This is a genomic window from Micromonospora yangpuensis (assembly GCF_900091615.1).
GTDB classification, from domain to species: domain Bacteria; phylum Actinomycetota; class Actinomycetes; order Mycobacteriales; family Micromonosporaceae; genus Micromonospora; species Micromonospora yangpuensis.
This window is the reverse complement of record NZ_FMIA01000002.1, coordinates 2,331,100-2,357,516: the sequence shown is the minus strand read 5'-3', so window position 1 is coordinate 2,357,516 and position 26,417 is coordinate 2,331,100. Positions and strand designations below refer to the sequence as shown.

Sequence of the window (26,417 nt, the reverse complement as noted above, 5' to 3'; positions counted from 1 at the left end):
GTACTGGCTGGTCAAGCTCTTCGGGTGCGGGGAATCAGATCCGGCCCGGCGGGCCGAACCACCGTTCGAGGGCGCCCCGGGCGCCGGGGTCGTCGGAGCCGAACCGGGTGCCGGGGTCGTCGGAGCCGAACCGGGTGCCGGGGTCGTCGGAGCCGAACCGGGCGCCGGGGTCGTCGGAGCCGACCCAGGCGACGTAGCCGTCCGGGCGGACCAGGGCCGCGGCCACCGCATCCAGCGGCCCGCCCGGTGCCGGGTCCGCGACCGCGACGGTGACCCGGTCGGCCCACGGCGCGCAGAGCCGGCCGGCCCGCTCGCCGGGCCCGCCGGTCAGGTCGACGAAGAGCCCCCGGCCGGAGCGGAGCAGGACGGTACTGGTCACGGCGGTGCCGACCGGACCACCCGGACCGGCCGGACCGTCGGGACCGGCCGGATCCGGGGACGCGGCGGTGAGCGCGAGCTCCGGTAGCCGGGCCCCGGCCAGCGGATGGTCGCCGCCGTCGACGTCGTACCGGATGTCCAGGCCGCTGATCGTGCCGGCGAGCCGGAGCCGGTTCTCCTCCACGCCCAGCAGCCCGGTCAGCAGTTCCCGCATCGGCTCCACGTCGGCGTCGCCGAGCAGCAGCGACGCCTGCGCGCCGATGTTGGCCAGCACCCGGGCCCCCACCGCGTGCCGTTCGGTGTGGTAGGTGTCCAGCAGCCCCACCGGTGGTAGCGGGCCGAGGTGGCGGGCCAGCTTCCAGCCCAGGTTCATCGCGTCCTGGATGCCCAGGTTCATCGCCTGCCCGCCGGCCGGCATCTGCTGGTGGGCGGCGTCGCCGGCGAAGAACACCCGACCGTGCCGGTACCGGGTGAGCTGCCGGTTGGCGTCGCCGAAGGCGTTCACCCAGAGCGGGGTAACGCCGCTGAGATCCTCGCCGGTGACCCGCTTCCAGGCGTCGACCACCCGGGCGAAGGTCGGTTCGCCGCCCAAGGCCGGCCCGCTGTCCGAGGCCGGCCCGGTGCCCGACGGGGTGACCCGGGCGCCGAACTCGTGCACCATCACCCGGGTGGTGCCGTCGGCGTTGCGCGCCGCGATGGCCAGGCCCTGCGGCAGCCGTTCGAACCGCCGGTTGCGGATCTGGACCCCGGCCACGTCGGCGCGCAGCAACTCCCGGCGGGCCGGCCGGCCCGGGAAGTCGACAGCGGTCAGGGTCCGCACCGTGCTCTGCTCGCCGTCGCAGGCCACCAGGTACCCGCACCGCAGCCGTCGGGTGCCGTGCGGGGTGCGGGCCAGCACCGTCAGGTGGTCGGCCTCCTCGACCAGGTCCACCAGCTGCCAGCCGCGCCGCAGCTGGACGCCGAGCGCGTCGGCCCGCCGTGCCAGCAGCGCCTCGATCCGCTGCTGCGGGATCTTCCACAGCCCCGGGTAGCGGCCGGGCAGGGTCAGCTCCAGACCGATCCCGCCGAAGTGCCCGCGTCGATCGTTCGGGACGTCGCCCAGCTCCGCCAGGAGTCCCCGGCTGTCCAGCAGCTCCATGGTCCGGCTGTGCACGGTGGAGGCGCGGGATTCCGTGCTGGGCTGCTCGCGCTGCTCCAGCACGGTCACCTCGACCCCACCGAGGCCCAGCTCGGTGGCGACGGTCAGCCCGACCGGACCGGCGCCGACGACGACGACCCGGGCGTCGAGCGGGTGCCCGGTCACGGCCGGTTGCGCTCGGCGTGGTCCCGGGCGTACCCGAGGGTCGCCCGGCTGTTGGTGCTCAACGCGTCCTGGACGTAGCGACGGGCGTCGGCGAGGGTGGCCTGCGGCCCGAGGATCCGGGCGATGTTCGCCGCGTTGATCACGACGGTGTGCTGCGAGGTGGCCGCGACGCCCTCGTCGGTCTCGGCGAACGTCCAGATCCCGGTGTGCAGGCTCATCAACGGGGGCAGGGTGAACTGCTTGTACGCGATCCGGTGGTGCGGGAAGGTCACCCGGTACGACTTGGTCAGGTGGGTCGAGCCGTCCTTGGCCCGGGTCTGCATCTCCAGGGTCTGCAGGCCCGGGGTCTCCTCGTCGAGGCGGACCTCGGCCACGTGCGGCAGCCGCTCCGACCAGAGGTGCGCCTCGTTGATGAAGTCGTAGACGTCCTTGGCCGAGCCGGCCACCGACACGGTGTCCTCGAAGGAGAAGGTCGCCTCCTCGGCGGCGGTGGCGAACTCCACGTTGGTCTTCAGCGCGGCCAGTTCGCTGCGGGAGTTGCGGTCCACCGCCTCGTCGATCCAGGCCAGCCCGGCCGGATCGTCGTCGACGGCCCGGTAGTCGTGCAACAGCCGGACCCGGCAGGCGGTCGCGTCGACCGGTTCGATGAGCCAGGTGCCGCCCATCGCCGCCACCGGCGGGGTGGAGACCTCCTGGCGGAAGGAGATTCGCAGGTTGTCGGGGTCGAGGACGCGGCGGGACGTCCAGCTCTTGGGCGCGCCGTTGGCGGTGGCCCAGATCCGGATCCGCTCCTCGCGGTCGGTGTGCTCCAACCGGTCGACGTGGATGGTCGGCGGGAAGATCCGCGGCCAGTTGACCACCTCGGCGATCAGGCGGTAGACCGCCTCGGCGGGTGCGGAGACGGCGATCTCGTGTTCGACGGTACGCGGACCGGGCTGCGACATGCTGGTGGCTCCCTCGGTGCGGCGGGTGGGGTCAGAAGTTGCCGAGGCCACCGCAGACGTTGAGCGCCTGCGAGGTGATGGAGGCGGCCGGCTCGGAGGCCAGGTAGCCGACCAGGCCGGCGACCTCCTCGGGGGTGCTGTACCGGCCGAGCGGGATCTTGGCCTGGAACTTCTCCAGGATGGCGTCCTCGGTGGTCTGGTACGCCGCGGCGTAGCCCTGCCGGACCCGCTGGGCCATCGGCGTCTCGACGTAGCCGGGGCAGACCGCGTTGACGGTGATGCCGGTGGGGGCCAGCTCGTTTCCGAGCGCCTTGGTGAAGCCGACCACGCCGTGCTTGGAGGCCGAGTACGGCGCGCCGAGCACCACGCCCTGCTTGCCGGCGGTGGAGGCGATGTTGATGATCCGGCCCCAACCGCGCTCCCGCATCCCGCCGGTGCCGAGCACCGCCTTGGTGACCCGGAAGACGCTGTTCAGGTTGGTCTCGACCACGTCGAGCCAGAGCTCCTCGGCGATCTCGGCGGTGACCCCGCCGCCGCTGCGGCCGGCGTTGTTGACCAGGACGTCCACGCTGCCGAACCGCTCGACCGCGGCGGCGACGAAGTCGGTGACGCTCTCGGTGGAGCGGACGTCGACGGCCGCACCGCCGACCGTCAGGCCCTCCTCGGTGAGCTGCTTGACGGTGGAGGCGACGTTCTCGGCCGACCGCGCGCCGATGAAGACCGCGTGGTGCTGCCGGCCGAGCTGGCGGGCGGCGGCGAGCCCGATGCCGCTGGTGGCCCCGGTGACGACCGCGACCCGCTGGGCGTGCTGTGACATGGTGCGACTCCTGTCGGTGGGCGGGTGGTCAGGCGGAGGTGCCGGCCGTCGGTACGGCCAGGTGGGCGTTGACGACCGCGATGAGGTCACCCGGGGTAGCCGCGTCGATCACCTCGGAGTCGTCCAGGGTGACGCCGAACTCCCGTTCGATCCGGCTGCCGGTCTCCAACATGGCCAGGGACTCGTAACCGAGGTCGGCGAAGGTCACGTCGACCTTGTCCTGGCCGAGCTGGACGCCCTCGGCCTCGCCGGCGCCCTCGATCAGGATGCGGCGCAGGTCGGCGAAGGTGAACTGGCGTGGGGTCATGGTGATCTACCTTCCGTCGGGGGGTACGGCGCGCGGGCCGTCACCGGGTGGCGTGGTGCGGGTAGCCGGAGCGCAGCAGCAGCGCCGAGTTGAAGCCGCCGTGGCCGCGGGCGAGCACCAGGGCGGTGCAGACCTGGGCGGCCCGCGGCTGCTCGACGACCAGGTCCACCTCGTAGTCGCTGGCCGGGTCCGAGTGCAGGGTGGCCGGGATCAGCCCCTCGGCCATGGCCAGCAGGGCACTGGCCAGGTCCAGCGGGCCGGCGCCGGAGTAGAGCCGTCCGGTCATGGTCTTCGGTGCGGTGACCGGGACCCCGTACGGGCCGAAGACGTCCCGGATCGCCTCGGCCTCGATCCGGTCGAGGTCGGCCACGGCGGCGGCGTCGGCGAAGACCACGTCCACGTTGGCCGGGGACAGCTCCGCGTCGGCCAGCGCCAGCTCGATGGCCTTGCGCAGCCCCGGTTCCCGACCGCTGCCAGGCCGGGGGTCGAAGGTGGCGCCGTAGCCGGCGATCTGGCCGTAGACCTTGGCACCGCGACGCTGGGCGGCCTCGGCCGACTCCAGGATCAGCAGGGCACCGCCCTCGCCCGGCACGTGTCCCCGGGCGCGGGCGTCGAAGGGCAGGTACGCGCTGGTCGGGTCGTCGCTGGTGCTGAGCCGACCACTGGTCAGCTGGGCCACCCAGCCCCACGGGCAGATCGAGGCGTCGACCGCGCCGGTGACGATCAGGTCGGTGCCCCGGCGGATCTGCCGGCGGGCCTGGGCCACCGCGTCGAGGCCACCTGCCTGGTCGCTGACGACCACCCCGCTGGGCCCCTTCATCCCGTTGCGGATCGCGATCTGCCCGCTGTTGACCGCGTAGAACCAGGCGAACGACTGGTACGCGCTGACGTACTGGCCGCCCTTGCTCCACAGGTTGCGCAGCTCGCGCTGGCCGAACTCGAAGCCGCCCTGCGCGCTGGCGGTGGTCACCCCCATGCTGTACGCGGGCAGCGCGGCGGGGTCCACACCGGCGTCGGCAAGCGCCCAGTCCGCGGCGACCAGCGCCAGCTGTGTCATCCGGTCGGTCTGCGGCAGCAGCCGGCTGGGCAGGTGGTCGGCGGCGACGAAGTCGGTGATCTCCCCCGCCAGCCGGGCCGGGTAGCCGCTCGGGTCGAAGCGGGTGACCGGCCCGATGCCGCCCCGGCCGTGCCGGGTGGCCGACCAGAAGTCCCGGGTACCCAGACCGTTCGGCGAGACCACGCCGAGTCCGGTCACCACCACCGAGGTCGTCATCGCTGCTCCCGTCCGGGTCGGGCGAGCACCATGGCGCTCTGGAAACCGCCGAAGCCGCTGCCCACGGTGAGCACCGCGTCGGTGCGGTGGTCGCGGGCGGTCAGCGGCACGTAGTCCAGGTCGCACTCGGGGTCGCGCTGACGCAGGTTGGCCGTCGGCGGTACGACGTGGTGCTCCATGGCCAGCACCGAGGCGGCGATCTCGATGGAGCCGATCGCCCCGAGCGAGTGCCCCACCATCGACTTGATCGAGCTGACCGGGGTCCGGTACGCGTGCTCGCCCAGGCTGCGCTTGAACGCCGCGGTCTCGTGCCTGTCGTTCTGCTTGGTGCCGCTGCCGTGGGCGTTTATGTAGTCGATCTGCTCGCCGTTCATCCGGGCCTCGTCGAGCGCCACCCGGATCGCCTCGGCCATCTCCGCCCCGTCCGGCCGCAGACCGGTCATGTGGTACGCGTTGCTGCGGGTGGCGTACCCGGCGATCTCGGCGTAGACGTGCGCGCCGCGCCGTTGCGCGTGACCCAGCTCCTCGATCACGAACATCGCGGCGCCCTCACCGAGGACGAACCCGTTGCGGGTGGCGTCGAAGGGGCGGGAGGCCTGCTCGGGGTGGTCGATCCGGGGGGTGGTGGCCTTGATGGCGTCGAAGCAGGCCACGGTGATCGGCGAGATCGGCGCGTCCGACGCGCCGGCGACCATCACGTCCGCGCTGCCCTCACGGATCAGCTCCACCGCGTGGCCGACCGCGTCGATGCCCGAGGTGCAGCCGGTGGAGACCACAGTGGACGCGCCCTGCGCGCCGACCGCCCAGGCCACCTCGGCGGCGAACGAGCTGGGCACCAGGTAGTTGTAGAGGTGCGGCACCGCGTACCCGTGGTCGACCAGGTGCAGCCGGCCGCCGTCGCTGACGATCCGGTACTCCTGGTCCAGGCCCATGGTCGCGCCCACCGCGCTGCCCACGGTCACCCCGATCCGGTACGGGTCCAGCCCGTCCAGCTCGATGCCGCTGTCGGCCACCGCGCCCCGGGCGGCGACCACCGCGAACTGGGCGGCCCGGTCCATCCGCCGGGCCTCCTGCGGGCCCAGGCCGTGCTCCTCGGCGACGAAGTCGATCTCCGCGCCGACCCGGGAGCGGAACGGCGTCGGGTCGAAGAAGGTGATCGTCCGGGTCGCCGTGCGCCCCTCGCTCAGCAGGCTCCAGAAGTTCTTGGTTCCCGTACCACCGGGGGCCAGGACCTCGACGCCGGTGATGACGGCCCGCCGGCCGGTCACGCCGTCGCCTCCCAGGAGTAGAAGCGGGTGGCCATCGCGTCCGCCGGGGACCGCCAGGTCTGCGGGTCGTACGCGGTGATGTGCGGTTTCAGGTCCTCGCTGATCCGCACGAAGCGCCTGTCGGTCTTGGCCTGTTCGATCAGCTCACCGCCGTTGTCGGCGTCGAAGTCCTGCAGGTGGAAGTAGAGCCCTCGGTAGGCGAAGAGCTGCCGGCGACGGGTGCCCATCAGGTGCGGCATGTCCCCGGCGTCGAACTCGGCGAAGAGCGCGGCGACGTCACGGCGGGCCGCGAGGTCCATCCGCGCCACGATCAGGGTGCTGTGCATCGGTGTTTCCTCCACTGTCGACTGGCCCGACGGGCGCGCGGTGGCGTGCTGGCGTGGTGGGGGGTCAACTTCTGATCTCGCACAGCGCGGCGCCGGCGGTGACCTGCCGGCCCGGGGCCACGTCCAGGCCGGTCACGGTGCCGGCCTTGTGTGCGGTGACGGGTTGCTCCATCTTCATGGCCTCCAGGACGAAGACCAGCTCGCCCGCCTGGACCCACTGGCCCTCGGCGACCGCGACGGTGACGATGGTGCCCTGCATGGGCGCGGCCAGCACGTCACCGGAGACGGCCCGCGTCGCCGGCGCGGACCGGCGGCGTACCGTGGCGACGCCCGCCGGTCGGCGCGGCGTGAGGTCCGCCGGCAGGGCGATCTCGACGCGCCGCCGACCGACCTCCACCACGACGGTCTCCCAGCCGCGGTCGGTGGCGTCCTCGTCGTTGGCGGCATCGACCGGGTACGCCGGGATCTGGTTGTCGAAGGCGGACTCGATCCACCGGGTGTGCACCCGCATCGGCACGCCGGCGAAGTCCGGATCGTCGACCACGGCCCGGTGGAAGGCGATCGTGGTGGGCACCCCGGTCACCGTGAACTCGGCAAGCGCCCGGCGGGCCCGGCGCAGCGCCTCGGTCCGGGTGGTTCCGGTGACGACCAGCTTGGCCAGCAGCGAGTCCCAGGCCGGACCGATCACCGAACCCGGCTCGATCCCGGTGTCCAGCCGTACCCCGGGGCCGGCCGGGGGCCGGAACTCGCGCACGACGCCGGGTGCGGGCAGGAAGTCGCGGCCGGGGTCCTCGGCGTTGATCCGGAACTCGATGCTGTGCCCCCGTACCGGCGGGTCCGGGTAGCCCAGCGGCTGCCCCTCGGCGATCCGCAGCTGCTCGCGGACCAGGTCGATCCCGGTCACCTCCTCGCTGACCGGGTGCTCGACCTGCAGCCGGGTGTTCACCTCCAGGAAGTGCAGCCCGCCGTCGGCGGTGACCAGGAACTCGCAGGTGCCGGCGCCGACGTAGCCGGCGTCGCGCAGGATCGCCCGGGACGCCTCCCGCAGCCGGCGGTCCTGGTCGTCGGTGAGGAACGGCGCCGGTGCCTCCTCGACCAGCTTCTGGTGCCGACGTTGCAACGAACAGTCGCGGGTGGAGACCACCACCACGTTGCCGTGGCTGTCGGCCAGACACTGGGTCTCGACGTGCCGGGCCTGGTCGAGGAAGAGTTCGACCACGCACTCGCCGCTGCCGAAGGCGGCCACCGCCTCGCGCACCGCCGAGTCGTACCGGTGTGGGATCTCGTCGAGGGTCCGGGCGACCTTGATGCCCCGACCGCCGCCGCCGAGGACGGCCTTGATGGCCACCGGCAGGCCGTGTTGCCGGGCGAAGTCCAGCACGTCCGCCGGGCCGCGCACCGGCTCCAGGGTGCCCGGTGGCGGCGGCAGTCCGGCGCGGGCGGCCAGGCACCTGGCGGTGGCCTTGTTGCCCAGGCAGCGGATCGCCTCCGGGGACGGGCCGACCCAAATCAGACCGGCGTCCAGGACGGCCTGGGCGAAGTCGGCCTGCTCGGAGAGGAAGCCGTAGCCGGGGTGGACGGTGTCCGCCCCGGACTCGGCGGCGGCCCGCAGCACCCGGGCGATGTCGAGGTAGCTCGTGGCCGGGGTGTCGCCGCCGAGGGCGAACGCCTCGTCGGCGGCCCGGACGTGCGGGGCGGTACGGTCCGGCTCGGCGTAGACGGCGACGCTGTCGAGGCCGGCGTCCCGGCACGCCCGGGCGATGCGGACGGCGATCTCTCCGCGGTTGGCGATGAGCACTTTACGCACTACCCGATCTCCTGACTGGCCCGGCGGTGACACCTCGAATCAATTTCCGAAGTGCGACCACGAATCCTGTAACCAAGGTTCGGGTAACCACCATCAGCGTTCAATACATGGGGTTTCAGGCTTCGGTCAGGTTTGTGCAGAGCCGTTACGCGACATGCGGGAGAGGGTCAGCCGACGGTCAGATCCGGGTCAGATGTCGGAGGTGGCCGGCCGGACCGCACCCTCACCGGTGCCGAGCCGGAACCCGACGCCGCGCACGGTGATGATCCAGTTGCTGCACCCCAGCTTGTTGCGCAGGCTGCTGACGTGGGTGTCGACGGTCCGCCGCGACCAGGTGTCGCCCCACACCTGGTGCATGATCTGCTTGCGCGGGATGACGGTGTCCGGGTGCGAGGCGAGCAGGCACAGCAGGTCGAACTCCTTGCGGGTGACCTCGACCCGCCGGCCGTGCACGCTCACCTCCCGGGAGCTGGCGTCGATGCGCAGCGGCCCGTGCAGCAGCACGTTGCCGTTGGTCCGTTGCGGCCGGACCCGGCGCATGACCGCCTCGATGCGCGCCATCAGCTCGCGGAACCCGTACGGCTTGACCATGTAGTCGTCGGCCCCGGCCTGCAGGCCGAGCACCCGGTCGAGCTCGGTGCCCCGCGCGGTCACCGCGATGATCGGGATGTCACAGGCGCCCCGGATCGCCCGGCAGACCTCCAGCCCGTCCAGGTCGGTCAACTCCAGGTCGATCAGCACGAGGTCGGCGTCCTGGTACGCGGTCAACGCCGCCCCGCCGGTCCCCGCCTGGAGCACCTCGTGCCCGTGCCGTTGCAGGCCCCGGGTGAGCGCCTCCAGGTCACGGAGGTTGTTCTCGACCACCAGGATCCGCAACGCGGTGACCGACCTCGGCGGGCTCAGCGTGACGCCGGAATCCAGTGCAGTGTGCGATCTGTCATTCACGCGTTCCCCAGGATGTCCTATTGAGCGGAATATGGGATTCGACCGTCCCGAGTGTACCGACGTGACGCTGCCCGAAGACCTGATTCAATGGTTGTTTCAGGTTCGGCGTTCGTCTGTTGTACGAACGTTCGTAGTGTCCGGTACCGCACCCGAGGCACCACAATGGTGCGATCGAGTGGTACGTCGCCGGCGGGCCCTGGGCGGTCGCGACCGGCGCGGAAGGGAGCACGAGGATGCAGCCGATCAACCGGTCGTCGACGCCCGCCGTGACGGCGTTCCTGGCCGAGGACCACCTGGCCACGGTGACCACCCTGCGGCCGGACGGCCGCCCGCACGTGGTGCCGGTGCGGTTCACCTGGGATCCCCGGGCCGGCCTGGCCCGGGTGCTCACCGTGGCCAGCACCCGCAAGGCCCGCAACGTCGCGGCCGGACCCGGCGGCTGGGCGGTGCTCTGCCAGACCGTCGGATTCCGCTGGGCCACCCTCGAGGGTCCGGCCACCGTCTCGGCCGACGACGCCCGGGTCCGCGAGGCGGTCCGTCGCTACGCCCGACGGTACCGGGTCCTGCCGCCGGATCCGCCCGGCCGGGTGGTGCTGGAGATTGCGGTCGAAAGGGTACGCAGCCTGAACGTGTGAACCACTGCGACCGGCTCTCCTGTAGAAGATCTGACGTACTTGTCACAGTCCTGTAGCCCCACCCCTTTACCGCGCTGACAACCCGTCGCAATACTTTGGGAAAACACCAGCCGGAAGGGCGAAATGGACAGTTTCGATGCGGACGTGATTATCGTTGGCGCCGGTCCTACCGGCCTCATGCTCGCCGGGGAATTACGCCTCAACGGCGTTTCGACGATCGTGCTGGACCGGCTCACCGAACCAATGCAACAATCCCGCGCGCTCGGATTCTCGGCCCGCACCATCGAGGAGTTCGACCAGCGTGGACTGCTGGCGCGATTCGGTGAGGTGGGCACGATCCCGTTCGGCCACTTCGGTGGGGTGCCGCTGGACTACCGGGTGATCGAGGGGGGCTCCTACGGGGCCCGGGGCATTCCCCAGTCGCGTACCGAGGGGGTGCTCGCCCAGCGCGCCGCGGAGCTCGGCGCCGAGGTCCGCCGGGGCCACGAGGTGACCGGGATCTCCCCCGGCGCCGACGGCGTCGAGGTCGAGGTGAACACCCCGGACGGCTCGACCCGGCTGCGGGCGAAGTACCTGGTCGGGGCGGACGGCGGGCGCAGCACGACGCGGAAACTGGCCGGGATCGACTTCCCGGGCACCGAGCCGACGATGGAGATGTGGCTGGCCGACGTGGCCGGCTGCGACCTGCGGCTGCGCTTCTCGGGCGAGCGGGTGCCCGGCGGCATGGTGATGGTGCTGCCGCTCGGTCCGGTGGCCCAGCGGGTAGTCGTCTACGAGCACTCCGCCGGCCTGCGGGGCAGCTCGGAGCCGCCGACCTTCGCCCAGGTCGCCGAGACCTTCCAGCGGCTGACCGGGGAGGACATCTCCGGCGGCCGGCCGCTCTGGGTCAGCTGGTTCACCGACTCCAGCCGGCAGGCGAGTGAGTACCGGCGGGGTCGAGTGTTGTTGGCCGGGGACGCGGCGCACATCCATCTGCCGATCGGTGGTCAGGGGATGAGCGCGGGGGTGCAGGACGCGGTCAACCTGGGGTGGAAGTTGGCCGCCGAGATCAAGGGGTACGCCCCGGCCGGGCTGCTCGACACGTACCACAGCGAACGGCACCCGGTCGACGCCCGGGTGGTGGCCAACACCCTCGCCCAACGCTGGCTCTACCTGGGCGGCGACCAGATGCAGCCGCTGCGGGAGCTCTTCGGTGAGCTGGTGGCGTACCCGGAGGTCCAGCGGCACTTGGTCGGCATGGTGACCGGCCTGGACACCCGCTACGACGTGGGCTCCGACGAGCACCCGCTGCTCGGCCGGCGACTGCCCAACCAGGAGCTGGTCGGCGCCGACGGCAAGTCCTCGACCTTCGAGCAGCTGCACCGCGGGCGCGGTGTGCTGTTCGTCCTCGGCGACGACCAGGCCGCCGCGACCGCCGCCACCGGCTGGGCCGACCGGGTCGACACGGTCCAGGCCACCCCGCACGCCGACGGCGGGCAGGGGCCCCTCGCCGGGCTGGACGCGCTGCTGGTCCGCCCGGACGGCTACGTCGCCTGGCTGGCACCGACCGGTGCCGGCGCGGGCGGTCTCGACGACGCGTTGTCCCGCTGGTTCGGCCCGTCCCGCTGAACCGGATCCCTCTGTCCCGCCGTCACCGAAAGAGGAACGACATGCCGAAGGTATCTGCCGAAGACGGTTACCTGACCGTCCTCAACGTCTTCACCACCGACGCCCCGGAGAAGCAGGACCGGCTGCTGGACGAGATGCGCGCCATCGTGGACACCGCCGCTTTCCCGGGCTGGATCTCCAGCACCGTGCACAGCGGGGTGGAGAAGGCCGGCACGGCCAACTTCATCCAGTGGCGCGGCGTCGAGGACCTGCAGGCGCGCTACGCCGACGACAAGTTCAAGCACCGTACGATCCCGACGTTCAGTGAGATCACCACGTCGATGATGCTGCTGCAGAACCAGGTCGCCTACACCCAGGTCGGCCGGGCCGGCGGCGAGGCGGTCGAGGTCTCCCCGGACCGGGGCGACTACACCGTCATCGAGTTCTTCGGGGTCGACGCCGACGGGCAGGACGACCTGGTCGACGCGCTCGGCCCGACCGTGAAGTGGCTGGGCAATGTGCCCGGCTACCGGTCGCACACGGTGCTGCGCGGCATCGGTGCCCGCGGCTACGAGGGCGCCTTCGTGGTCCGCTACGCCCAGTGGGAGTCCCAGGAGCGTTACGAGGAGTACCGGGACTTCCCGGCGGAGCAGTGGCCGGCGCCCCGCCGCAAGATGCAGGCCCGGGTGGACGCGCTGACCACGCGCTACATCTCGAACACCTACCGGGTGGTGCACACCCGCTCGGCAGAGCGCACCCCGGACCCGGTGCGGTAGCACCCGTATCCCCTCCCACCTCTGCTCATCGTCCTGCGAAAGGTAGCCATGACGACCATCGTCCTGCCGGGTCAGCGCCCTGACGGCCGCCGCGGTTTCGAGATCGTGCTCTCCAGCGCCGCCACCGGAGGGGCCGCCGCCCTCGTCGAGGCCCGGGTGGCCGCCGCCACCGCCGGCCCGCCGCTGCACACCCACCCCAACTCCGAGGAGACCTACTTCGTCGTCTCGGGTGCCCTGGTGATGTACGTCGACGGCGAGGTGGTGGAGCTGGGCGCCGGCGGTCTCGCCCACATCAGCCGCGGTTCGGAGCACACCTGGGCGACCCCGGCCACCACGGAGGCGCACTTCCTCACCCTGCACATGCCCGGCGGGTACGAGAACTACCACCCGACCGCGCTCAACGTGGAGAAGGAGCGCGGCGGCCCGCTGACCCAGGCCGACCTCTTCGAGATCGCGAAGGGCTTCGACTGGAAGCTCGCCGGTGACGCCCCGTTCCGGCTGACCCCGACCGGTGAGCTGGTCGAGGCGGCGCGCGCCGACGCCGAGGCCGAGCGGGCCGCGGCGGAGGCCGCCGGCCTGGTCCGGACAGCGGCACCCTCCTGAGTCGCGGAGCCCGGGGTACACCACCCCGGGCTCCCCCACATACGGCACCACCGTCGGTACGGACGGCCACCCCGGCCGGCCGGCGATGACGCCTGCGGTGCCCGCGCCAGGGCACCGCTGCTGCCCCGCCCCGGCCACGCCCCAGGCGTGGCCGGAACTGACGACAGAGAGAGAACGAGAATGATGAACCTCAAGGCGCGGGCGCTGCTGGTGTCCGCCGCCGTGGCCACCCTGCTGGTCTCCGGATCGGCCACCGCCCAGGCAGGCCCCAGGGGCACCACGTCGACACCGCAGCTCACCGTCTTCGCCACCGGCCTCAACCAGCCCCGGCACCTGATCGCCGTCGGCAACCAGGTGGTGGTGGCCGAGGCGGGCACCGGCGGCAACCTGCAGTGCGTGGGCACCAAGTGCCTCGGCCGGACCGGCTCGGTCGCGTACGTGACCAGCGGCCAGGTGCAGCGGATCGTGCAGAACCTGCCGTCGCTGGGCAACGCGGCCGACGGCGCGTACGGGGTCGGCCCGGCCGACATCGCGCTGTCCAGCAACGGGACGCCGGCCGTACTCATGTCCAACCTGGCCTCCGGGGTCAACCCGGTGACCGGGGCGAACCCGTTCGGCGCCAACGGCCCGGAGATGGGCCGGTTGCTGACCTTCACGTACCCGTCGACGACGCCGCAGCTCGGTGCCGACTTCGGCGTGTACGAGGTGACGAACAACCCCGACGGTGGCGCGGGCGCGCCGACCGGGGCGGAGAAGGAGTCCAACCCGTACGGCATGACCGCCTACGGCGACGGCTTCGCGGTGGTCGACACGGGTGCCAACTCGCTGCTCTGGGTCCGGGCCAACGGGACCGTCCAGACCCTGGCCGCCCTGCCCACCAAGACCATCGGTGGCCAGGTGGTGCAGAGCGCGCCGACCGCCGTCGAGGTCGGGCCGGACGGCGCACTGTACGTCGCCGAGCTGAGCCCCTCGGGCACCGGCACGGCCCGGGTCTACCGGGTGGTGCCGGGCCAGGCCCCCACCGTCTACGCCGACGGTTTCACCCTCCTGATCGACCTGGCCTTCGACGCCCAGGGCCGGCTGCTGACCCTGTCGATGGCGCAGAACGGGGCGTTCTTCCCGCCCAGCCAGGGCGAGGTCGTCCGGGTGGAGAAGAACGGCACCAAGACCCGCTGGGCGCCGACCGGTCTGATCGCCCCCTCCGGGATCGCGGTCTCCGGTAACAAGGCCTACATCTCCAACAAGGGTGTCGCCTCGCCGGGCGGCGGCGAGATCGTCCGGCTGACCCTGCCCTGACCCACCGGTACGACCACGGGCGCGTTCCCCGGCCTCGCCGGGGGACGCGCCCCCGTGTCATGCCGCCGGGGGTCACGCTGGGGGCGGAGCCCGGCCGGCCGCACGAAGATCCGGCGGGCGGCTGCCCGTCAGGTCCGCTGGACCCGCCCGGTGTCGAGCGCACGGGCCAGCCGGCGGACGGCCTCGTCCATCTCCTCGGGCCTGGCTGCGGCGTAGGTCAGTCGCAGGTGCGGAGCCGGCGGTTCGGCCGCGTACCAGGGTCGGCCGGGGAAGACGACGACGCCCTCGGTGGCCGCCGCGGCGGCCAGGGCGACGTCGTCGGTGCCGTCGGGCAGCCGGACCCACAGGTGCAGGCCGCCGCGCGGGACCGACGCCGGTACCAGCCCGGGCAGGTGCCGGTTCAGCGCCGCCAACAACGCCTCGCGCCGGACCCGCAGCGCGGTCCGCAGGCTGCGGCGGTGTCGCGGCCAGGCCGGTGCGGTGACGAACTCCAGGGTGGCCTGCTGCAACGGGCCGGCGACGAAGAAGTCGTCGAGCAGCCGGGTCGAGCGCAGTCGGGCCCAGCCGGTACTCACCCTGCTCTGGTCGGCGGTCCTGCTCGGCGAGACCGTCACCCCGGCCTCGCTCGGGGCGGCGCTGGTCGTTCTGGTCTGTGTCGTCGTGCTGCAGGGTGAACGCCGCCGCCCCCGACGGCGCGGCGGGGCCCCGGTCTGCTCGACCGTAGGTCCGGCGCGCCCGGGGGGCCGGCGGAATCCGTGTGGTGCGGTCAGCGCACCCGCTCGGCCAGGAACTCCTCCCAGCTGCGCTTGCCGATCTGGGCGCCCTCCAGGGTGAGGTTGTCCCCGTTGCGGTACGCCTTGCCGGGCTTGCCCGGCAACGGCATGGACAGGAACGGCTTGCTCTTGCCCCGGGCCTGCAGGTAACCGCGGATCAGGTCGGCCAGCGGGGCGACCTTCGGGCCGGCGATGTCGGGCACGAGACCGGCCGGCTCACCGAGGGTCAGCTCGACGAGGCGGTCCGCCACGTCGCGCGAGTCGACCGGCTGGAACCGGATCACCGACGGGATCGGGACGATCGGCATCTTCGCTATCTTCTCCGACACCGTCAGGACCAGGTCGTGGAACTGGGCGGCGCGCAGCGTCGTCCAGGGAATACCGGAGCCGCTGACGGCCTGCTCCGCACCGTGCTTGGCCTTGAAGTAGCCGAGCGGAACCCGGTCGGCCCCGATGACCGAGATGTACACCAGGTGCCGCACGCCGGCCTTGGCAGCGGCCTGGACCAGGTTGCGCGTCGCCACGTCGTCGCCCTTGGGACCACCGGCCAGGTGCAGGATCGTCCCGACGCCGGCCACCGCCGACTCGACCCCCTCACCCTTGAGCAGGTCCCCGGTCACGTACTCGACGCCGTCGGCGGCGGGACGGCTGCTCCGGCTGAGCACCCGGACCTGACGGCCGGCCTCACGTAACCGCGGCAGGACGTGGCTGCCCAACGTGCCCGTGCCACCGGTGACGAGAATGGGTGCGGTCCTCGCTGAATTCTCCATGGTTCTCCTATTCAATCGTCCATGGTTGTCGATCCCACTGGCCATGGGTCGAGATCAACGCGCCCACCACCCACGAACCGCCCGGTCAGCCCGACCGGGCGTTCCTGCGTCACCGACGGGACAGTCACGACACGGCGGCCGGCTCGGCGGGTAGGGCGGAACGGGCGGCGCCGAACCAGCGGTCCAGCGCCTCGGTGAGGTCGCCGCCGTCGGGCGCCACCCAGGCGAGGTAGCCGTCCGGCCGGATCAGCACCGAGCCCAACGCGGCGTACGCGGGGTCACCCGGCCCGTCCTGGACCCAGTCACCGGTGACCACGTCGACCCGGTCGGACCAACCGGCGACCGCCCCGGCCGTCGTGCCGGAACCGTCCGGCTCGACGGCGTGGCCGGTGTCGACGAACACCCCACGGCCGGCGTGCAGCAGCTCGGCGACCCGGGTCCGGCTGCCGTCGGCCCGTACCAGCTCCCGGTCGGGCGGCATCCGCCGGCCCAGCAGCGGGTGCCGGCCGTCGCCCAGGTCGTACCGGATGCCCAGCCCACTGACCATTCCGGCCAGGTGGCCCGCGGCGTCGCGGTGCTCCACCAGCTCGCGCAGGACGCCACGCAGCGGCTCCAGCTCGTCGCCGGTCAGGTAGAGCGTCGAGGCGGCGTGGGTGTTGCGCAGCAACTGCTGGCCCAGCGGATGCCGTTCGGTGTGGTACGTGTCGAGCAGGCTCTCCGGTGCCCGACCCCCGACCACCGCGGCCAGCTTCCAACCCAGGTTGACCGCGTCCTGGATGCCCACGCTCAGCCCCCAGCCGGCCAACGGCGGGGTGTCGTGCGCGGCGTCCCCGGCGAGCAGCACCCGGCCGCGCCGGTACTCGGTGACGAGCCGGGCGGCGTTGCTGAACGCGCACGTCCAGCGCGCCCGGGCCGCGTGGATGGACTCACCGGTCATCCGCTGCCAGGCGTCGGCGACCTCGGGGAAGGTCAGCGGCTCGGAGTCCGGCCGGGGCCGCAGGCTCCGGTCGTGGATGAGGACCCGGTAGTAGCCGTCACCGAGGTCGGTCGCCAGGACCATGTTGCCGCCGGGCACCCGCTCGCCGATGGGACGTTGGCGAAGCTCGACACCGGTGATGTCGGCCATGTACATGCCCCGGGTGGCCGGCCATCCGGTGGTCTCGAAGCCGGTCGCCGTACGCACGGTGCTCTGCGGACCGTCGCAACCCACCAGGTAACCGGCGGTCGCCTCGTGCCGACCCTGCGGTCCGTCGAAGACGACCGTCACGTCCTGCCCGGTCTGCCGGACCTCGACCGCCTCGTACCCGCGCCGGACCGGCACACCGAGCTCGGCCAGCCAGCCGGCCAGCATCTCCTCGGTCCGAGACTGAGGCAGGCCCAACACCCCGTGGTGACTCTCGTCGAGCCGGCCGAGATCGATGCGGACGCCACCGAAGTGGCCCTGCCGGCCCTGGGTCAGTTCACCGAGGCGGGACAGCAGTCCGCGCTGCTCGAACACCTCGGCCACCCGCCGGGTGAAACCGAGGGCCCGTGATTCGCCCGACGGAGCGGGCAACTTGTCATATACGACGACGTCCACGCCACCAAGTCGGAGCTCACCCGCGAGCATCAATCCGACGGGTCCGGCGCCGACAACGATTACGCCAGCATTCACTTTCGGCTCTCCCCATGTGCTTCAGCCGTGTGATACAGGGTAGGGATCAGACACGAGAATGCCTGCCAGGACGTCGAACGCCAGCGCCAAGGCTAGGATACAACGTGCTGAATATCAACTCTCCTACTGCCACAGTGCCGTCGCCGGATGCCGGCAGGCCGCTGTGGATGGTCGGTTTCCCTCCTTTGTGCGGTATGGCCCTTACCGACATGATCAAAAGCAGCCGTCGGGGCGGCGATTGTCATTTTGCCGACGATCCCCGTCGCCGGTCGGCGGCCCGGCTCGTCCGGCGATATGCACTCGACCGAATCGCGTCGGGCCGACCGACCGGCTCACGCGTGGGCGCTACCCGCGGGCGTGACGACCGGCTCGTCCCAGTCGATGCGGTACTCGAACTGCCAGGCCATCTTCTCCGGCTTGACCATCCGCATCGCCACCTTCATCGCGATGGGCATCAACAGGTCGCGCGCCATCCGGGCCACCGGGCTGGCCTTGTTGCGGTTGGTCCGGATCGCCGCGTTGATGATCCGCTCCACCCGCTCCCGGCGTAGCCGCTCGTACGCCGCGAACGCCTCGCCGTAGGGCAGGTCCCGCAGGCACCTACCCAGTTGCACCGCGCTCTCCACGGCGATCGAGGCGCCCTGCCCGGAACTGGGTGAGGCGGCGTGCACCGCGTCACCCACCAGCACCATCCGGCCCCGGCTCCAGGTCGGAACCGTCGGCATGGTCTCCAGCGGGCCGGTGATCAGCAGGTCCGCCGGATCACTGCTACGCAACAGCTCCGGCGCCGGGGACCGATCGTCCCGGAACGCCTCCCGCAGCACCCGCAGCCACTCCTGCGCGGGCACCGCCCGGGCCTGCGCCACCGTCATCGGCTCGCGGTGGGGCAGGTTCACGAACCAGCCGCCCGCACCGTCGGCGTAGACCAGGTAGCCGCAGGACGCGTGCTTGCCGTAGCTCAGGTGCAGCCGGCCCCGGGTCGGCGGTAGCCCGGTGTCGGCCACCGGGGCGGCGAAACCGAGCAGGCCGGCGTACTCGGGGCGCGGCGCGCCCGGATCGATCAGCGACCGTACCGTGGAGCGGATGCCGTCCGCGCCGACCAGGACGTCGGCGCTGGCCCGGGTGTCGTCGGCGAAGGAGACGTCCACCTGGTCACCGGTGTCGGTGGCGGCGACCAGCCGCTTGCCGTAGACGGTCCGGATGCCGCGCCGGGTCGCCTCGTCGGACAACGCCCGGTACAGGTCGCCACGCCAGGCGAACTGTGCCGGCGGCAGGTGCGCCGGCGGGCTGAACTCGGCGAGCACCTTGCCCGCCCAGTTCTGCATGACGGTGCCCCGCATCGGCGTGCCGACCCGACGTACGACGTCCCCGACGCCGATCACGTCGAGGGCGTTCAGTCCGTTGGCGGCGATGCTCAGCCCGCCGCCCACACTGTCGGCCGGACTCGGGTACGCCTCGTACACGGTGGCCTCGACGCCGGCCTTCTGCAGCGCCATCGCCACCACCGGGCCGGCGATGCCACCGCCGACGACAAGCGCGCTTCGGGTCTGGGAGGTCATGGTTTCCACCCTCGTCCGTCCGGGACCGGCGAGCGGTCCGAGCGGGTACCGGTCACACCGGCTCCGCCTCGACGATAGCGATCGGCGAGGTCGTCGTGGTGACCCCGGTGAGCCGGAAACCCGCCTTGGCGAGCAGGTCCGAGTACTGCGCGGCGGTCCGCTCCTTGCCCCCGACCAGCAGCATCAGCCACAGGTCGACCAGCTTGCCGCTGTGCGGCTCGTTGTCCTCGGGGAGCACGAACTCCATCAACAGCAGCTTGCTGCCCGGTCCGGCCGCCTCCCGGACCTTCTTCAGGATCTCGACCGCCTGGGCCTCCGGCCAGTCGTGCACGATGTGCTTGAGCAGGTACGCGTCGCCGCCGGTCGGGACGCTCTCCAGGAAGTTGCCGGGCTCGACGGTGCACCGGTCGGCTACCCCGGCCTGCTCCACCACCTGCTGCGCCACCTCGGCAACCGAGGGGGCGAAGACCACGCCCTTGGCGTCGGTCGCCTTGTTCAGGATGGCCGCGAGCAGCGTGCCCTGACCACCACCGACGTCGACGATCTTGTTGAACCGGGTGTAGTCGTACGCCTCGACCAGCGGCTCGGTCTCCATCTCGGACAGGTTGCCCATGCCCTCGAAGAAGACCTGCGCGTACCCGGGGTTGGTGCCGAAGAACTCCCAGGCGCTCATGCCCCGGACCTTGGGCAGACTCGGCTCACCGGTCCGGATCGTCTCGGTGAAGTGGTTCCAGTCCTCCCAGTGGATGGGGTGCCCCATCAGCAGGGCGATCCGGCGCATCGACATCGGCGCGTCGGCCCGCAGGGCGTCGGCCATCGGGGTCAGCGCGAACGTGCCGTCGCGCTCGACGAAGATCGACCGGCTGGCGAGCAGCCGGAGCAACCGGTACGTGGCGTCGGGGTGTGACCCGACCCGGGTGGCGATCTCCTCGGCGCTCAACGGCCCCTCGGCGAGGGTGTCGGCGATGCCGAGCGTGGCGGCGGCGTGGATCGCCTGGGTGACCATCGAACCCTGAATCAGGTCGAGGAGAGCGAATGGAGCGGGCACGGAGGACATGCGGATACCTCCCACGGTATTCACGGCCATTCTGGGATTCCTGGTCGCACGGTCACCAGAAATGGCGACCGGCCCCTTTTCCTGCCACCTCGAAGGGCCGGTTTCTCACGCACCGACCAGACAGCGTGGCTCACTTCCCGCCGAGAATAGACCGCCCCAACAAGCCCAACAACCGTACGACCACACCCCCGTACAACCGCGGAAACCCGCACTCCCACCCCACCCCCTTCGCGGTGATCATGAAGTTGTCGTCACCCACACCGGCGGGTCACGGCAATAACTTCATGATCACCGTGGGGCGGGGGGCGGGGTGGGTGTTGACGGTGGTGGGGGTGGGTGGGTAATTTCCGGCCTGGGCGCGGCGGTCGGGGGACTGGCGGCGGGGCGGATTCTGCGCCTCGGCTGTTATCGCGTTATCCATCCGGATCACCACGTACACCGCAGTGATCGGCGTCATGTGCACGGTGGATTCCGTGCGGGCGTCGGTCCGGCAACGGTGCGTGGGGTCCCGGACGCACGACGACACCGGAACAGGAGAGCGTGATGCGCAAGGTCGTTTCGCGGGACGGCACCACGATCGCTTACCAACAGGCCGGTGACGGCCCTCCCCTCGTACTCCTCGGTGGCGGGTTCCGGGACCACACCATCTTCAACCCGATCGTTCCCGGGCTGGCGCCGTACCTGAGTACCTATGTCTACGACCGGCGGGGACGTGGCGAGAGCGGCGACTCCCCCGCGTACGCCGTGGAGCGGGAGATCGAGGACCTGGCGGCGGTGATCGCCGAGGCCGGCGGCGAGGCGGCGGTCTTCGGCGGCTCCAGCGGCGCCATCCTGGCGTTGGAGGCGGCGATGGCCGACATCGGGATCACCCGGCTGGTCCTGCTCGAACCGCCCTACCGGATGCCCGGCCAGCAACGCCCGCCGGACGGTTTCGCCGAGCACCTGCAGTCGCTGCTGGACCAGGAGAAGCGCGGCGCCGCCGCCGAGTACTTCCTGGAGGGGATGGTCGGCTTCACCCCGGAGGAGATCGCCACCTGGCGGGCCGGTCCGATGTGGCCGGCGAACGAGGCGGTCGCGCACACCCTGCCGTACGACACCGCGGTCTGCGGCGACGGCCGGCTGCCGGTCGAGCGGCTGGCCCGGCTCGACGTGCCGACGTTGGTCATCAACAGCGACAGCACCAGCGAGTGGCTCCGGGTGGCGGCCGAGGCCACCGCCGCCGCGCTGCCCAACGGCCGGCAGGTCACGCTGCCCGGGGTGTGGCACAAGGTACCGGCGGAGGTGCTCTGCCCGGCGGTTGTCGAGTTCGTCACCGGCAAGCGGGCCGAGGCCTGAACGACACACGTGTCAGGGGCGGGCCCGATCCACGGGCCCGCCCCTGACACGTTCCCGGCGGTGCCCGGTCACCAGGGGATGATGCCGGTGTCGTCCTGCGAGGTGCCGGTGGGTCCGTCGGGGCCGAGGGCGGCCAGCCGGACCGCCACCACCGCGCCCTGCTCGACGCTCTGGTGGCCGCGGTGGTGGTTGAGATCGGTGGCGGTGAAGCCCGGGTTGGCGGAGTTGACCTTGATCGTGGTGTCCCGCAGCTCCTTGGCGTAGGCGACGGTCACCGCGTTCAACGCGGTCTTCGAGGACTGGTACGCGAGCTGGTGGTAGTCGCGGAACCGGGAGTCCGGTGCGGAGTTGACCGTCAGCGATCCCACCTCGCTGGACATGTTGACGATGCGCCCGGCCGCCGAACGTCGCAGCAACGGCAGCATCGCGTTGGTCACCGCCACCACGCCGAAGACGTTGGTCTCGTAGACCTCGCGCAGCTGCGCCAGGGTCACCTCGCTGGGCGGACCGGTGAAGGCACCGGCGATGCCGGCGTTGTTGACCAGGATGTCCAGCCGCCCGTACCGCTGCCCGATCCGGTCGGCCGCGTCGGCGACCGACCGGCCGTCGGTCACGTCGAGCCGCAGCGCCACGGCGGACAGTCCCGCGCCGGTCAGCGCCTCGGCCGCCCGCCGACCCCGGTCGGGGTCGCGCGCCCCGAGCAGGACGGTGGTCCCACGCCGGCCCAACTGCCGGGCGATCTCCAGACCGATTCCCTTGTTGGCCCCGGTGACCAGGGCGATCGGTTCGGCTGACACGGCTACTCCTTGCCTCGGGGGCCGGCGGGCCGGCCGAACCAGCGGGTGAGCGCGTCGACCAGCCCGGACGCCACCGCCCCCGGGCCGCCGACCGGGGCATTGCCGGCGGCCCCCGGGCCGCCGACCGGGACACCACCGGCGGCCCCCGGGCCGCCGACCCAGGCGACGTACCCGTCCGGGCGGACCAGCAGCGCGTCGACGCCGTCGAACTGTTCGGCCACGCCGTCCGGTGCCAGCCGGGCGGTGACCGTGTCGACCCGGTCGGCCCACGGTCCGGCCGCGTCGCACAGCGTGGCGGAGCCGGCCAGGTCGAGCAGCACGCCCCGGGCGGGGTGCAGCAGTCCGAAGGTGGACCCCGCCTCGACGCCGACGAGTTCCCGGTCGGGCAGTCGCCGGCCGAGCAGCGGGTGGTCGCCGGAGCCGACGTCGTACCGGATGTCCAGGCCGGTCACCATGCCGATCAGGTGCGCCCGGACGGACTCCTGGGTCATCAGCTCGGCGAAGAGTTCCCGCAGCGGCAGCATCTGGTCGTCGCCGAGGTAGAGCAGCCGCTGGGCGACGGTGTTGAGGATGACCCGGGCACCTACCGGGTGCCGCTCGGTGTGGTACGTGTCCAGCAGCCCGGCCGGGGCGTACCCCTTGATCTCGGCGGCCAACTTCCACCCCAGGTTGACCGCGTCCTGCACCCCCGCGCTCATCCCCTGACCACCGATCGGCAGATGGATGTGCGCCGCGTCCCCGGCCAACAACACCCGACCCCGCCGGTACTCACCCGCCTGCCGGCTCGCGTCGGTGAACCGGCCGACCCACAGCGGGGTACCGCCGCGGATGTCCTCCCCGGTCAGCCGCTCCCAGGCGGCGGCGACCTCGGCGAAGGTGGGTGGCTCGTCGCCGCGACGCGGCACCACCCCGCGCTCGTGGTAGGTGACCCGGAACAGCTCGGGGCCCTGCTGGAAGGCCAGGACCAGGCCGCCGGGGACCCGTTCACCGTTCGGCCGGGGACGCACCCGCACCCCGCTGACCTCGGCGAAGGACATCTCGATCCGGGCGTCGTAGCCGGGGAAGCCGATACCGGCGCGCTTGCGGACCGTGCTCCGACCGCCGTCGCAGCCGACCAGGTAGGCGGCGCGCAGCACGCGCGGCCCGTCGGGGGTGTCCACCTCGACCTCGACGCCGTCGGCGCCGGCGGTGAACCCCACCACCTCCCACCCTCGCCGTACGTCGACGCCGAGTTCCCGGGTCCAGTCGGAGAGCACCGCGACGGTAAGCGACTGCGGCACCCCCTTGGCGCCGTAGGAGCCGCCCTCGATCTCGCGGTAGTCCAGCGGCACGCCGCCGAAGTGGCCCACCGGGATGGTGTCGACGGTGCCGAAGCGCGGCAGCAGGCCCCGCTGGTCGAAGGTCTCGATGGTGCGCGCGGTGAAGCCGAGGGCGCGGGACTGGTCGGTGGGCTCCTTGGACCGTTCCAGCACCACGCAGTCGACTCCGCCGAGGCGGAGCTCCCCGGCCAGCATCAGGCCCACCGGCCCGGCCCCTACGATGATCACGTCCGGATCGGTGTCACCCATGTCGTCCTCTGGTCTGGAGACGGAGAAACTGGTCAAGGTCGTACCGGGGTCAGCTCCGGCAGCCGGGGCGCACCGGCGGCCGGGTGGCCTCGGCCGGGGCGTCGGTGCGCAGTTCGAGCTCCTGGGCCAGGTTCTCCCAGACCGCCGCGCACCGGCGGGCCACGCCCGCCACGATCACCGCCGCGTGCGGCGGGACCCGCTCGGCGATCCCGCCCAGTTCGGTGGTGCGGATGGTGCGCAGTTCCAGCCAGCGCAGCAGCTCCCGACCCACCTCGTTGTAGCGCAGCGAGGGGTCGCGTTTGAGCCCCTCCAGCAGGGAACTGCCGTCGGGGGCCACCGGGGGCCCCACGGCCACCGGGGGGTCGGCCACCGCGGCCGACAGGGCCGGGACCGGGGCGTCGCCCCGGCTCATCCGCTGCCGGACGTCCCGCACGGTGGACACGGAGATGCCGGCCTCCCGGGCGATCTCCCGCAGGGAGGCCTGCGGACGCTGCTCGATCAGCTCACTGGCGATCCAGCGACCGGCGGTGCTGTTCACCGGCCGGGCCCGCCCGTCCCGGCCGATCCGGGTGTCCGGCGGCGGCACGTCCGTGGCCGCGCCCCGGCGGACCTTGGCCACGGTCTTGTCCGACAGCCCCACCACGGCCGCCACCATCCGATCCGACCACTGCGGACAGAGCCGGACGATCCGCTCGGCGGCGGCCCGCCGGTCGGCCAGGGTCAGCGGCAGACCGTGGCTGATGTTGGCCCGCACCGCCTCGACGAACGCGGTCCGTTCCGGCCCGTCGAAGAACTCGACCTCGATGGTGTCGTGACCGGCGGCGATCGCGGCGTGCAGCCGGTGCAGGCCGTCGACGACGCGCATGGTCGTCCGCTGCACCAGCACCGGCGGCAGCGGGCCGGCCGCGGTGGCCAGGAGGTGGACGTGTTCGGCGCTGATCCCGTCGAGGCGGGGGGTCTCGCCGGCGACCACCGACGCGATCGGCACCCGTGCCGTACGAGGTGGCACCGGTCCGGTTACTCCATGACTGTCCACCTGCTATCACTCCTTCTGTACACACAGGAGTCCGGCGACCGCTTTCGGTGGAACTCTAGGCCGGTGTGATCGGGGCCGGCAATGCGGCCGGCGGCTGATTGACCGGACCGCGCCACGATCCTGACCTGCGCCCCACCGACAGTTGACCGGGATCTGACATTCCCGATCGTCGCTACCCGGAATGCTTTGCGGCCGCCGGCAGCCAGCGGTCCGGCCACCACAGCGGAGCGTTCAATCGCTATTTCATGTTCGTTGGCCGCATTCGTTAACCACTCTCTCTACCTTGCGAATCGGCGTGTCAGGGGAACCGCCGGCAGACACCGCTGTGCCCCGTCGGGGCGGCGGATCGCGATCGGTACCGGAAGGCGGACAGTCGGGTGAGCGAACCGTGCGTGCGCGAACAACCGGCAGACCTGGAGACAGCACGGGTGGGCCGGCCCGGATCGGGCTGCCCGGTCACCGCGGCCACCACCGCACCCACCGATCCCGGCGAGCGCCCGTTGAGCGCCGACCGCCGGCCGACCAGCCTCGCCGAGGAGGCGGTCGCCTTTCTGCGTACCTGCGCCCAGGACCTGGGCTGGGACGCCCGGCGCCACCGGCAGCGCCGGCTCGCGGTGCTCGCCGAGATCGCCTCGACCGGGACCTACGCGCACACCTTCGAGGAGCTGGAGTACGGCGCGAAGCTGGCCTGGCGCAACCACACCCGCTGCATCGGCCAGCTCTACTGGCGCACCCTGATCGTGCGGGACCGCCGGGACGTGGCGACTGTGGACGGGGTCGTCCAGGAGTTGGAGCAGCACCTGGACTGGGCGTACCACGACGGCGGCATCCGCCCGGTGATCACCGTCTTCGCGCCCGACGCCCCCGGGGCACGGGGCCCCTCGGTGGCCAACGCGCAGCTCGTCCGGTACGCCGGCTACCGGCAGCCGGACGGCAGTGTGCGGGGTGACCCGGCCAACGCGGAGCTGACCGACCTGCTCGTCGGCGCCGGTTGGCAGCCCCGGTCCGGCATGTTCGACCGGCTCCCCGTCCTGGTGCACGGCCGCGACGGCTGCGGTTGGCGCGAGCTCGACCCGCGTACCTGCCCGGACATCCCGATCACCCACCCCTCCTACGACTGGTTCGCCGACCTCGGCCTGCGCTGGTACGCCTATCCCACCGTGTCGGACATGCAGCTGGAGATCGGCGGCGTGGTCTACCCGGGCGCGCCCTTCACCGGCTGGTACGTCGCCGCCGAGATCGGCGCCCGCAACTTCGGTGACGTCGAGCGGTACAACCTGCTCCCCACCATCGCCAAGGGCATGGGGCTGGACACCAGTGGCGACCGTACCCTGTGGAAGGACCGGGCCTTGATCGAGCTGACGGTCGCGGTGCTCACCTCCTTCGAGGCGGCCGGGGTGCGGATGGTGGATCACCACACCATGACCGACCAGTTCCACCGCTACACTCAGGCCCGCCGGCGCGCCGGCGAGACCGTGTACGCCGAGTGGGGCTGGATCGTGCCGCCGATCGCCGGCTCCGCGACCCCGGTGTACCGCGAGACGTACGACTCGACGGTGATTCGACCGAACTTCTTCCGCCGGTGACCGCACGATCCACGACC

Annotated in this window: 25 protein-coding genes; 7 read left to right on the top strand and 18 right to left on the bottom strand. The window is 72.1% G+C overall.

Annotation, left to right across the window (positions count from 1 at the left end; translation table 11 throughout):
* Nucleotides 1-34 precede the first annotated feature (34 nt).
* The 9 genes from GA0070617_RS32180 to GA0070617_RS10780 form a co-directional block, all read right to left on the bottom strand.
* A complete protein-coding gene (locus GA0070617_RS32180; RefSeq protein WP_091436063.1) occupies nucleotides 35-1,681 on the bottom strand; it encodes an FAD-dependent monooxygenase in 1,647 nt (548 codons plus the stop codon).
* Entirely contained in the window at nucleotides 1,678-2,625 is a 948-nt protein-coding gene (locus GA0070617_RS10815) for an aromatase/cyclase (RefSeq protein WP_091436061.1), read from the bottom strand. Before GA0070617_RS10815 ends, GA0070617_RS32180 begins: the two co-directional genes overlap by 4 nt.
* Nucleotides 2,626-2,656: 31 nt before the next feature.
* The gene (locus GA0070617_RS10810; protein WP_091436059.1) at nucleotides 2,657-3,442 is read right to left on the bottom strand and encodes an SDR family NAD(P)-dependent oxidoreductase; all 786 of its coding nucleotides are present in this window, start codon (nucleotides 3,440-3,442) and stop codon (nucleotides 2,657-2,659) included.
* A 28-nt stretch (nucleotides 3,443-3,470) separates the two neighbouring features.
* Complete coding sequence (locus GA0070617_RS10805) at nucleotides 3,471-3,749, bottom strand: acyl carrier protein (protein ID WP_091436057.1); 279 nt, start codon at nucleotides 3,747-3,749, stop codon at nucleotides 3,471-3,473.
* Nucleotides 3,750-3,789: 40 nt separating this feature from the next.
* Complete coding sequence (locus GA0070617_RS10800; protein WP_091436055.1) at nucleotides 3,790-5,022, bottom strand: ketosynthase chain-length factor; 1,233 nt, start codon at nucleotides 5,020-5,022, stop codon at nucleotides 3,790-3,792.
* The gene (locus tag GA0070617_RS10795; protein ID WP_091436053.1) at nucleotides 5,019-6,290 is read right to left on the bottom strand and encodes a beta-ketoacyl-[acyl-carrier-protein] synthase family protein; all 1,272 of its coding nucleotides are present in this window, start codon (nucleotides 6,288-6,290) and stop codon (nucleotides 5,019-5,021) included. The genes GA0070617_RS10800 and GA0070617_RS10795 overlap by 4 nt, the downstream gene beginning before the upstream one ends.
* Nucleotides 6,287-6,616: a TcmI family type II polyketide cyclase gene (locus GA0070617_RS10790; RefSeq protein ID WP_091436050.1), complete on the bottom strand. Its 330-nt coding sequence runs from the start codon at nucleotides 6,614-6,616 to the stop codon at nucleotides 6,287-6,289. The genes GA0070617_RS10795 and GA0070617_RS10790 overlap by 4 nt, the downstream gene beginning before the upstream one ends.
* A 64-nt stretch (nucleotides 6,617-6,680) precedes the next feature.
* Nucleotides 6,681-8,423, bottom strand: a complete 1,743-nt coding sequence (locus GA0070617_RS10785; protein WP_091436047.1) for an acetyl/propionyl/methylcrotonyl-CoA carboxylase subunit alpha — start codon at nucleotides 8,421-8,423, stop codon at nucleotides 6,681-6,683.
* A 189-nt stretch (nucleotides 8,424-8,612) separates the two neighbouring features.
* Nucleotides 8,613-9,299, bottom strand: a complete 687-nt coding sequence (locus GA0070617_RS10780) for a response regulator transcription factor (RefSeq protein WP_217628921.1) — start codon at nucleotides 9,297-9,299, stop codon at nucleotides 8,613-8,615.
* Between the two features lie 302 nt (nucleotides 9,300-9,601).
* Here GA0070617_RS10780 and GA0070617_RS10775 point away from each other — a divergent pair, with 302 nt between their 5' ends.
* The 5 genes from GA0070617_RS10775 to GA0070617_RS10755 all read left to right on the top strand — a co-directional run bounded on the left by GA0070617_RS10775 (nucleotide 9,602) and on the right by GA0070617_RS10755 (nucleotide 14,265).
* On the top strand, nucleotides 9,602-10,003 hold the full coding sequence (locus tag GA0070617_RS10775) for a pyridoxamine 5'-phosphate oxidase family protein (RefSeq protein ID WP_091436043.1): 402 nt from the start codon (nucleotides 9,602-9,604) through the stop codon (nucleotides 10,001-10,003).
* Between the two features lie 123 nt (nucleotides 10,004-10,126).
* Nucleotides 10,127-11,611, top strand: a complete 1,485-nt coding sequence (locus tag GA0070617_RS10770; protein WP_091436041.1) for an FAD-dependent monooxygenase — start codon at nucleotides 10,127-10,129, stop codon at nucleotides 11,609-11,611.
* A 41-nt stretch (nucleotides 11,612-11,652) separates the two neighbouring features.
* The gene (locus tag GA0070617_RS10765) at nucleotides 11,653-12,366 is read left to right on the top strand and encodes an antibiotic biosynthesis monooxygenase family protein (RefSeq protein WP_091436039.1); all 714 of its coding nucleotides are present in this window, start codon (nucleotides 11,653-11,655) and stop codon (nucleotides 12,364-12,366) included.
* 48 nt (nucleotides 12,367-12,414) lie between these two features.
* Nucleotides 12,415-12,969, top strand: coding sequence for a cupin domain-containing protein (locus GA0070617_RS10760; protein ID WP_091436036.1), 555 nt, complete (start codon nucleotides 12,415-12,417; stop codon nucleotides 12,967-12,969).
* A gap of 183 nt (nucleotides 12,970-13,152) precedes the next feature.
* Nucleotides 13,153-14,265 (top strand): ScyD/ScyE family protein, encoded by a 1,113-nt coding sequence (locus GA0070617_RS10755; protein ID WP_175440491.1) that lies wholly within the window; start codon nucleotides 13,153-13,155, stop codon nucleotides 14,263-14,265.
* Nucleotides 14,266-14,393: 128 nt separating this feature from the next.
* Here GA0070617_RS10755 and GA0070617_RS10750 read toward each other — a convergent pair whose 3' ends face one another.
* The 6 genes from GA0070617_RS10750 to GA0070617_RS32010 all read right to left on the bottom strand — a co-directional run bounded on the left by GA0070617_RS10750 (nucleotide 14,394) and on the right by GA0070617_RS32010 (nucleotide 20,535).
* Nucleotides 14,394-14,840, bottom strand: a complete 447-nt coding sequence (locus GA0070617_RS10750; RefSeq protein WP_229688318.1) for an aminotransferase class I/II-fold pyridoxal phosphate-dependent enzyme — start codon at nucleotides 14,838-14,840, stop codon at nucleotides 14,394-14,396.
* 191 nt (nucleotides 14,841-15,031) lie between these two features.
* Nucleotides 15,032-15,808, bottom strand: coding sequence for an SDR family oxidoreductase (locus GA0070617_RS10740; RefSeq protein ID WP_091436029.1), 777 nt, complete (start codon nucleotides 15,806-15,808; stop codon nucleotides 15,032-15,034).
* A 124-nt stretch (nucleotides 15,809-15,932) separates the two neighbouring features.
* Entirely contained in the window at nucleotides 15,933-17,462 is a 1,530-nt protein-coding gene (locus tag GA0070617_RS10735; RefSeq protein WP_091436026.1) for an FAD-dependent monooxygenase, read from the bottom strand.
* A gap of 332 nt (nucleotides 17,463-17,794) precedes the next feature.
* Entirely contained in the window at nucleotides 17,795-19,021 is a 1,227-nt protein-coding gene (locus GA0070617_RS10730) for an FAD-dependent monooxygenase (protein WP_091436024.1), read from the bottom strand.
* Between the two features lie 52 nt (nucleotides 19,022-19,073).
* Nucleotides 19,074-20,078, bottom strand: a complete 1,005-nt coding sequence (locus GA0070617_RS10725; RefSeq protein ID WP_091436022.1) for a methyltransferase — start codon at nucleotides 20,076-20,078, stop codon at nucleotides 19,074-19,076.
* Nucleotides 20,079-20,346: 268 nt separating this feature from the next.
* Nucleotides 20,347-20,535 (bottom strand): hypothetical protein, encoded by a 189-nt coding sequence (locus GA0070617_RS32010; protein WP_268239684.1) that lies wholly within the window; start codon nucleotides 20,533-20,535, stop codon nucleotides 20,347-20,349.
* 86 nt (nucleotides 20,536-20,621) lie between these two features.
* On the opposite strand from GA0070617_RS32010, the gene GA0070617_RS10715 reads away from it, so the two are divergent.
* Complete coding sequence (locus GA0070617_RS10715; RefSeq protein ID WP_091436016.1) at nucleotides 20,622-21,413, top strand: alpha/beta fold hydrolase; 792 nt, start codon at nucleotides 20,622-20,624, stop codon at nucleotides 21,411-21,413.
* A gap of 68 nt (nucleotides 21,414-21,481) precedes the next feature.
* On the opposite strand, the gene GA0070617_RS10710 is transcribed toward GA0070617_RS10715, so the two are convergent.
* Genes GA0070617_RS10710 through GA0070617_RS29865 form a run of 3 tightly spaced genes read right to left on the bottom strand, consistent with a single transcriptional unit; the run spans nucleotide 21,482 to nucleotide 24,787 of the window.
* The gene (locus GA0070617_RS10710) at nucleotides 21,482-22,210 is read right to left on the bottom strand and encodes an SDR family oxidoreductase (RefSeq protein ID WP_091436014.1); all 729 of its coding nucleotides are present in this window, start codon (nucleotides 22,208-22,210) and stop codon (nucleotides 21,482-21,484) included.
* 2 nt (nucleotides 22,211-22,212) lie between these two features.
* Complete coding sequence (locus GA0070617_RS10705; RefSeq protein WP_091436012.1) at nucleotides 22,213-23,778, bottom strand: FAD-dependent monooxygenase; 1,566 nt, start codon at nucleotides 23,776-23,778, stop codon at nucleotides 22,213-22,215.
* A gap of 49 nt (nucleotides 23,779-23,827) precedes the next feature.
* Nucleotides 23,828-24,787, bottom strand: a complete 960-nt coding sequence (locus GA0070617_RS29865) for a ParB N-terminal domain-containing protein (protein ID WP_139135634.1) — start codon at nucleotides 24,785-24,787, stop codon at nucleotides 23,828-23,830.
* Between the two features lie 404 nt (nucleotides 24,788-25,191).
* Here GA0070617_RS29865 and GA0070617_RS10685 point away from each other — a divergent pair, with 404 nt between their 5' ends.
* The gene (locus GA0070617_RS10685) at nucleotides 25,192-26,400 is read left to right on the top strand and encodes a nitric oxide synthase oxygenase (protein ID WP_175440490.1); all 1,209 of its coding nucleotides are present in this window, start codon (nucleotides 25,192-25,194) and stop codon (nucleotides 26,398-26,400) included.
* The last annotated feature ends 17 nt before the right edge of the window (nucleotides 26,401-26,417 follow it).

Coding starts and splice junctions, on each gene's coding strand:
- GA0070617_RS10815 (WP_091436061.1), bottom strand. CDS start 2,625: ATGTCGCAGCCCGGTCCGCGTACCGTCGAACACGAGATCGCCGTCTCC.
- GA0070617_RS10810 (WP_091436059.1), bottom strand. CDS start 3,442: ATGTCACAGCACGCCCAGCGGGTCGCGGTCGTCACCGGGGCCACCAGC.
- GA0070617_RS10805 (WP_091436057.1), bottom strand. CDS start 3,749: ATGACCCCACGCCAGTTCACCTTCGCCGACCTGCGCCGCATCCTGATC.
- GA0070617_RS10800 (WP_091436055.1), bottom strand. CDS start 5,022: ATGACGACCTCGGTGGTGGTGACCGGACTCGGCGTGGTCTCGCCGAAC.
- GA0070617_RS10790 (WP_091436050.1), bottom strand. CDS start 6,616: ATGCACAGCACCCTGATCGTGGCGCGGATGGACCTCGCGGCCCGCCGT.
- GA0070617_RS10775 (WP_091436043.1), top strand. CDS start 9,602: ATGCAGCCGATCAACCGGTCGTCGACGCCCGCCGTGACGGCGTTCCTG.
- GA0070617_RS10770 (WP_091436041.1), top strand. CDS start 10,127: ATGGACAGTTTCGATGCGGACGTGATTATCGTTGGCGCCGGTCCTACC.
- GA0070617_RS10765 (WP_091436039.1), top strand. CDS start 11,653: ATGCCGAAGGTATCTGCCGAAGACGGTTACCTGACCGTCCTCAACGTC.
- GA0070617_RS10760 (WP_091436036.1), top strand. CDS start 12,415: ATGACGACCATCGTCCTGCCGGGTCAGCGCCCTGACGGCCGCCGCGGT.
- GA0070617_RS10755 (WP_175440491.1), top strand. CDS start 13,153: ATGAACCTCAAGGCGCGGGCGCTGCTGGTGTCCGCCGCCGTGGCCACC.
- GA0070617_RS10740 (WP_091436029.1), bottom strand. CDS start 15,808: ATGGAGAATTCAGCGAGGACCGCACCCATTCTCGTCACCGGTGGCACG.
- GA0070617_RS10730 (WP_091436024.1), bottom strand. CDS start 19,021: ATGACCTCCCAGACCCGAAGCGCGCTTGTCGTCGGCGGTGGCATCGCC.
- GA0070617_RS10725 (WP_091436022.1), bottom strand. CDS start 20,078: ATGTCCTCCGTGCCCGCTCCATTCGCTCTCCTCGACCTGATTCAGGGT.
- GA0070617_RS32010 (WP_268239684.1), bottom strand. CDS start 20,535: ATGACGCCGATCACTGCGGTGTACGTGGTGATCCGGATGGATAACGCG.
- GA0070617_RS10715 (WP_091436016.1), top strand. CDS start 20,622: ATGCGCAAGGTCGTTTCGCGGGACGGCACCACGATCGCTTACCAACAG.
- GA0070617_RS10705 (WP_091436012.1), bottom strand. CDS start 23,778: ATGGGTGACACCGATCCGGACGTGATCATCGTAGGGGCCGGGCCGGTG.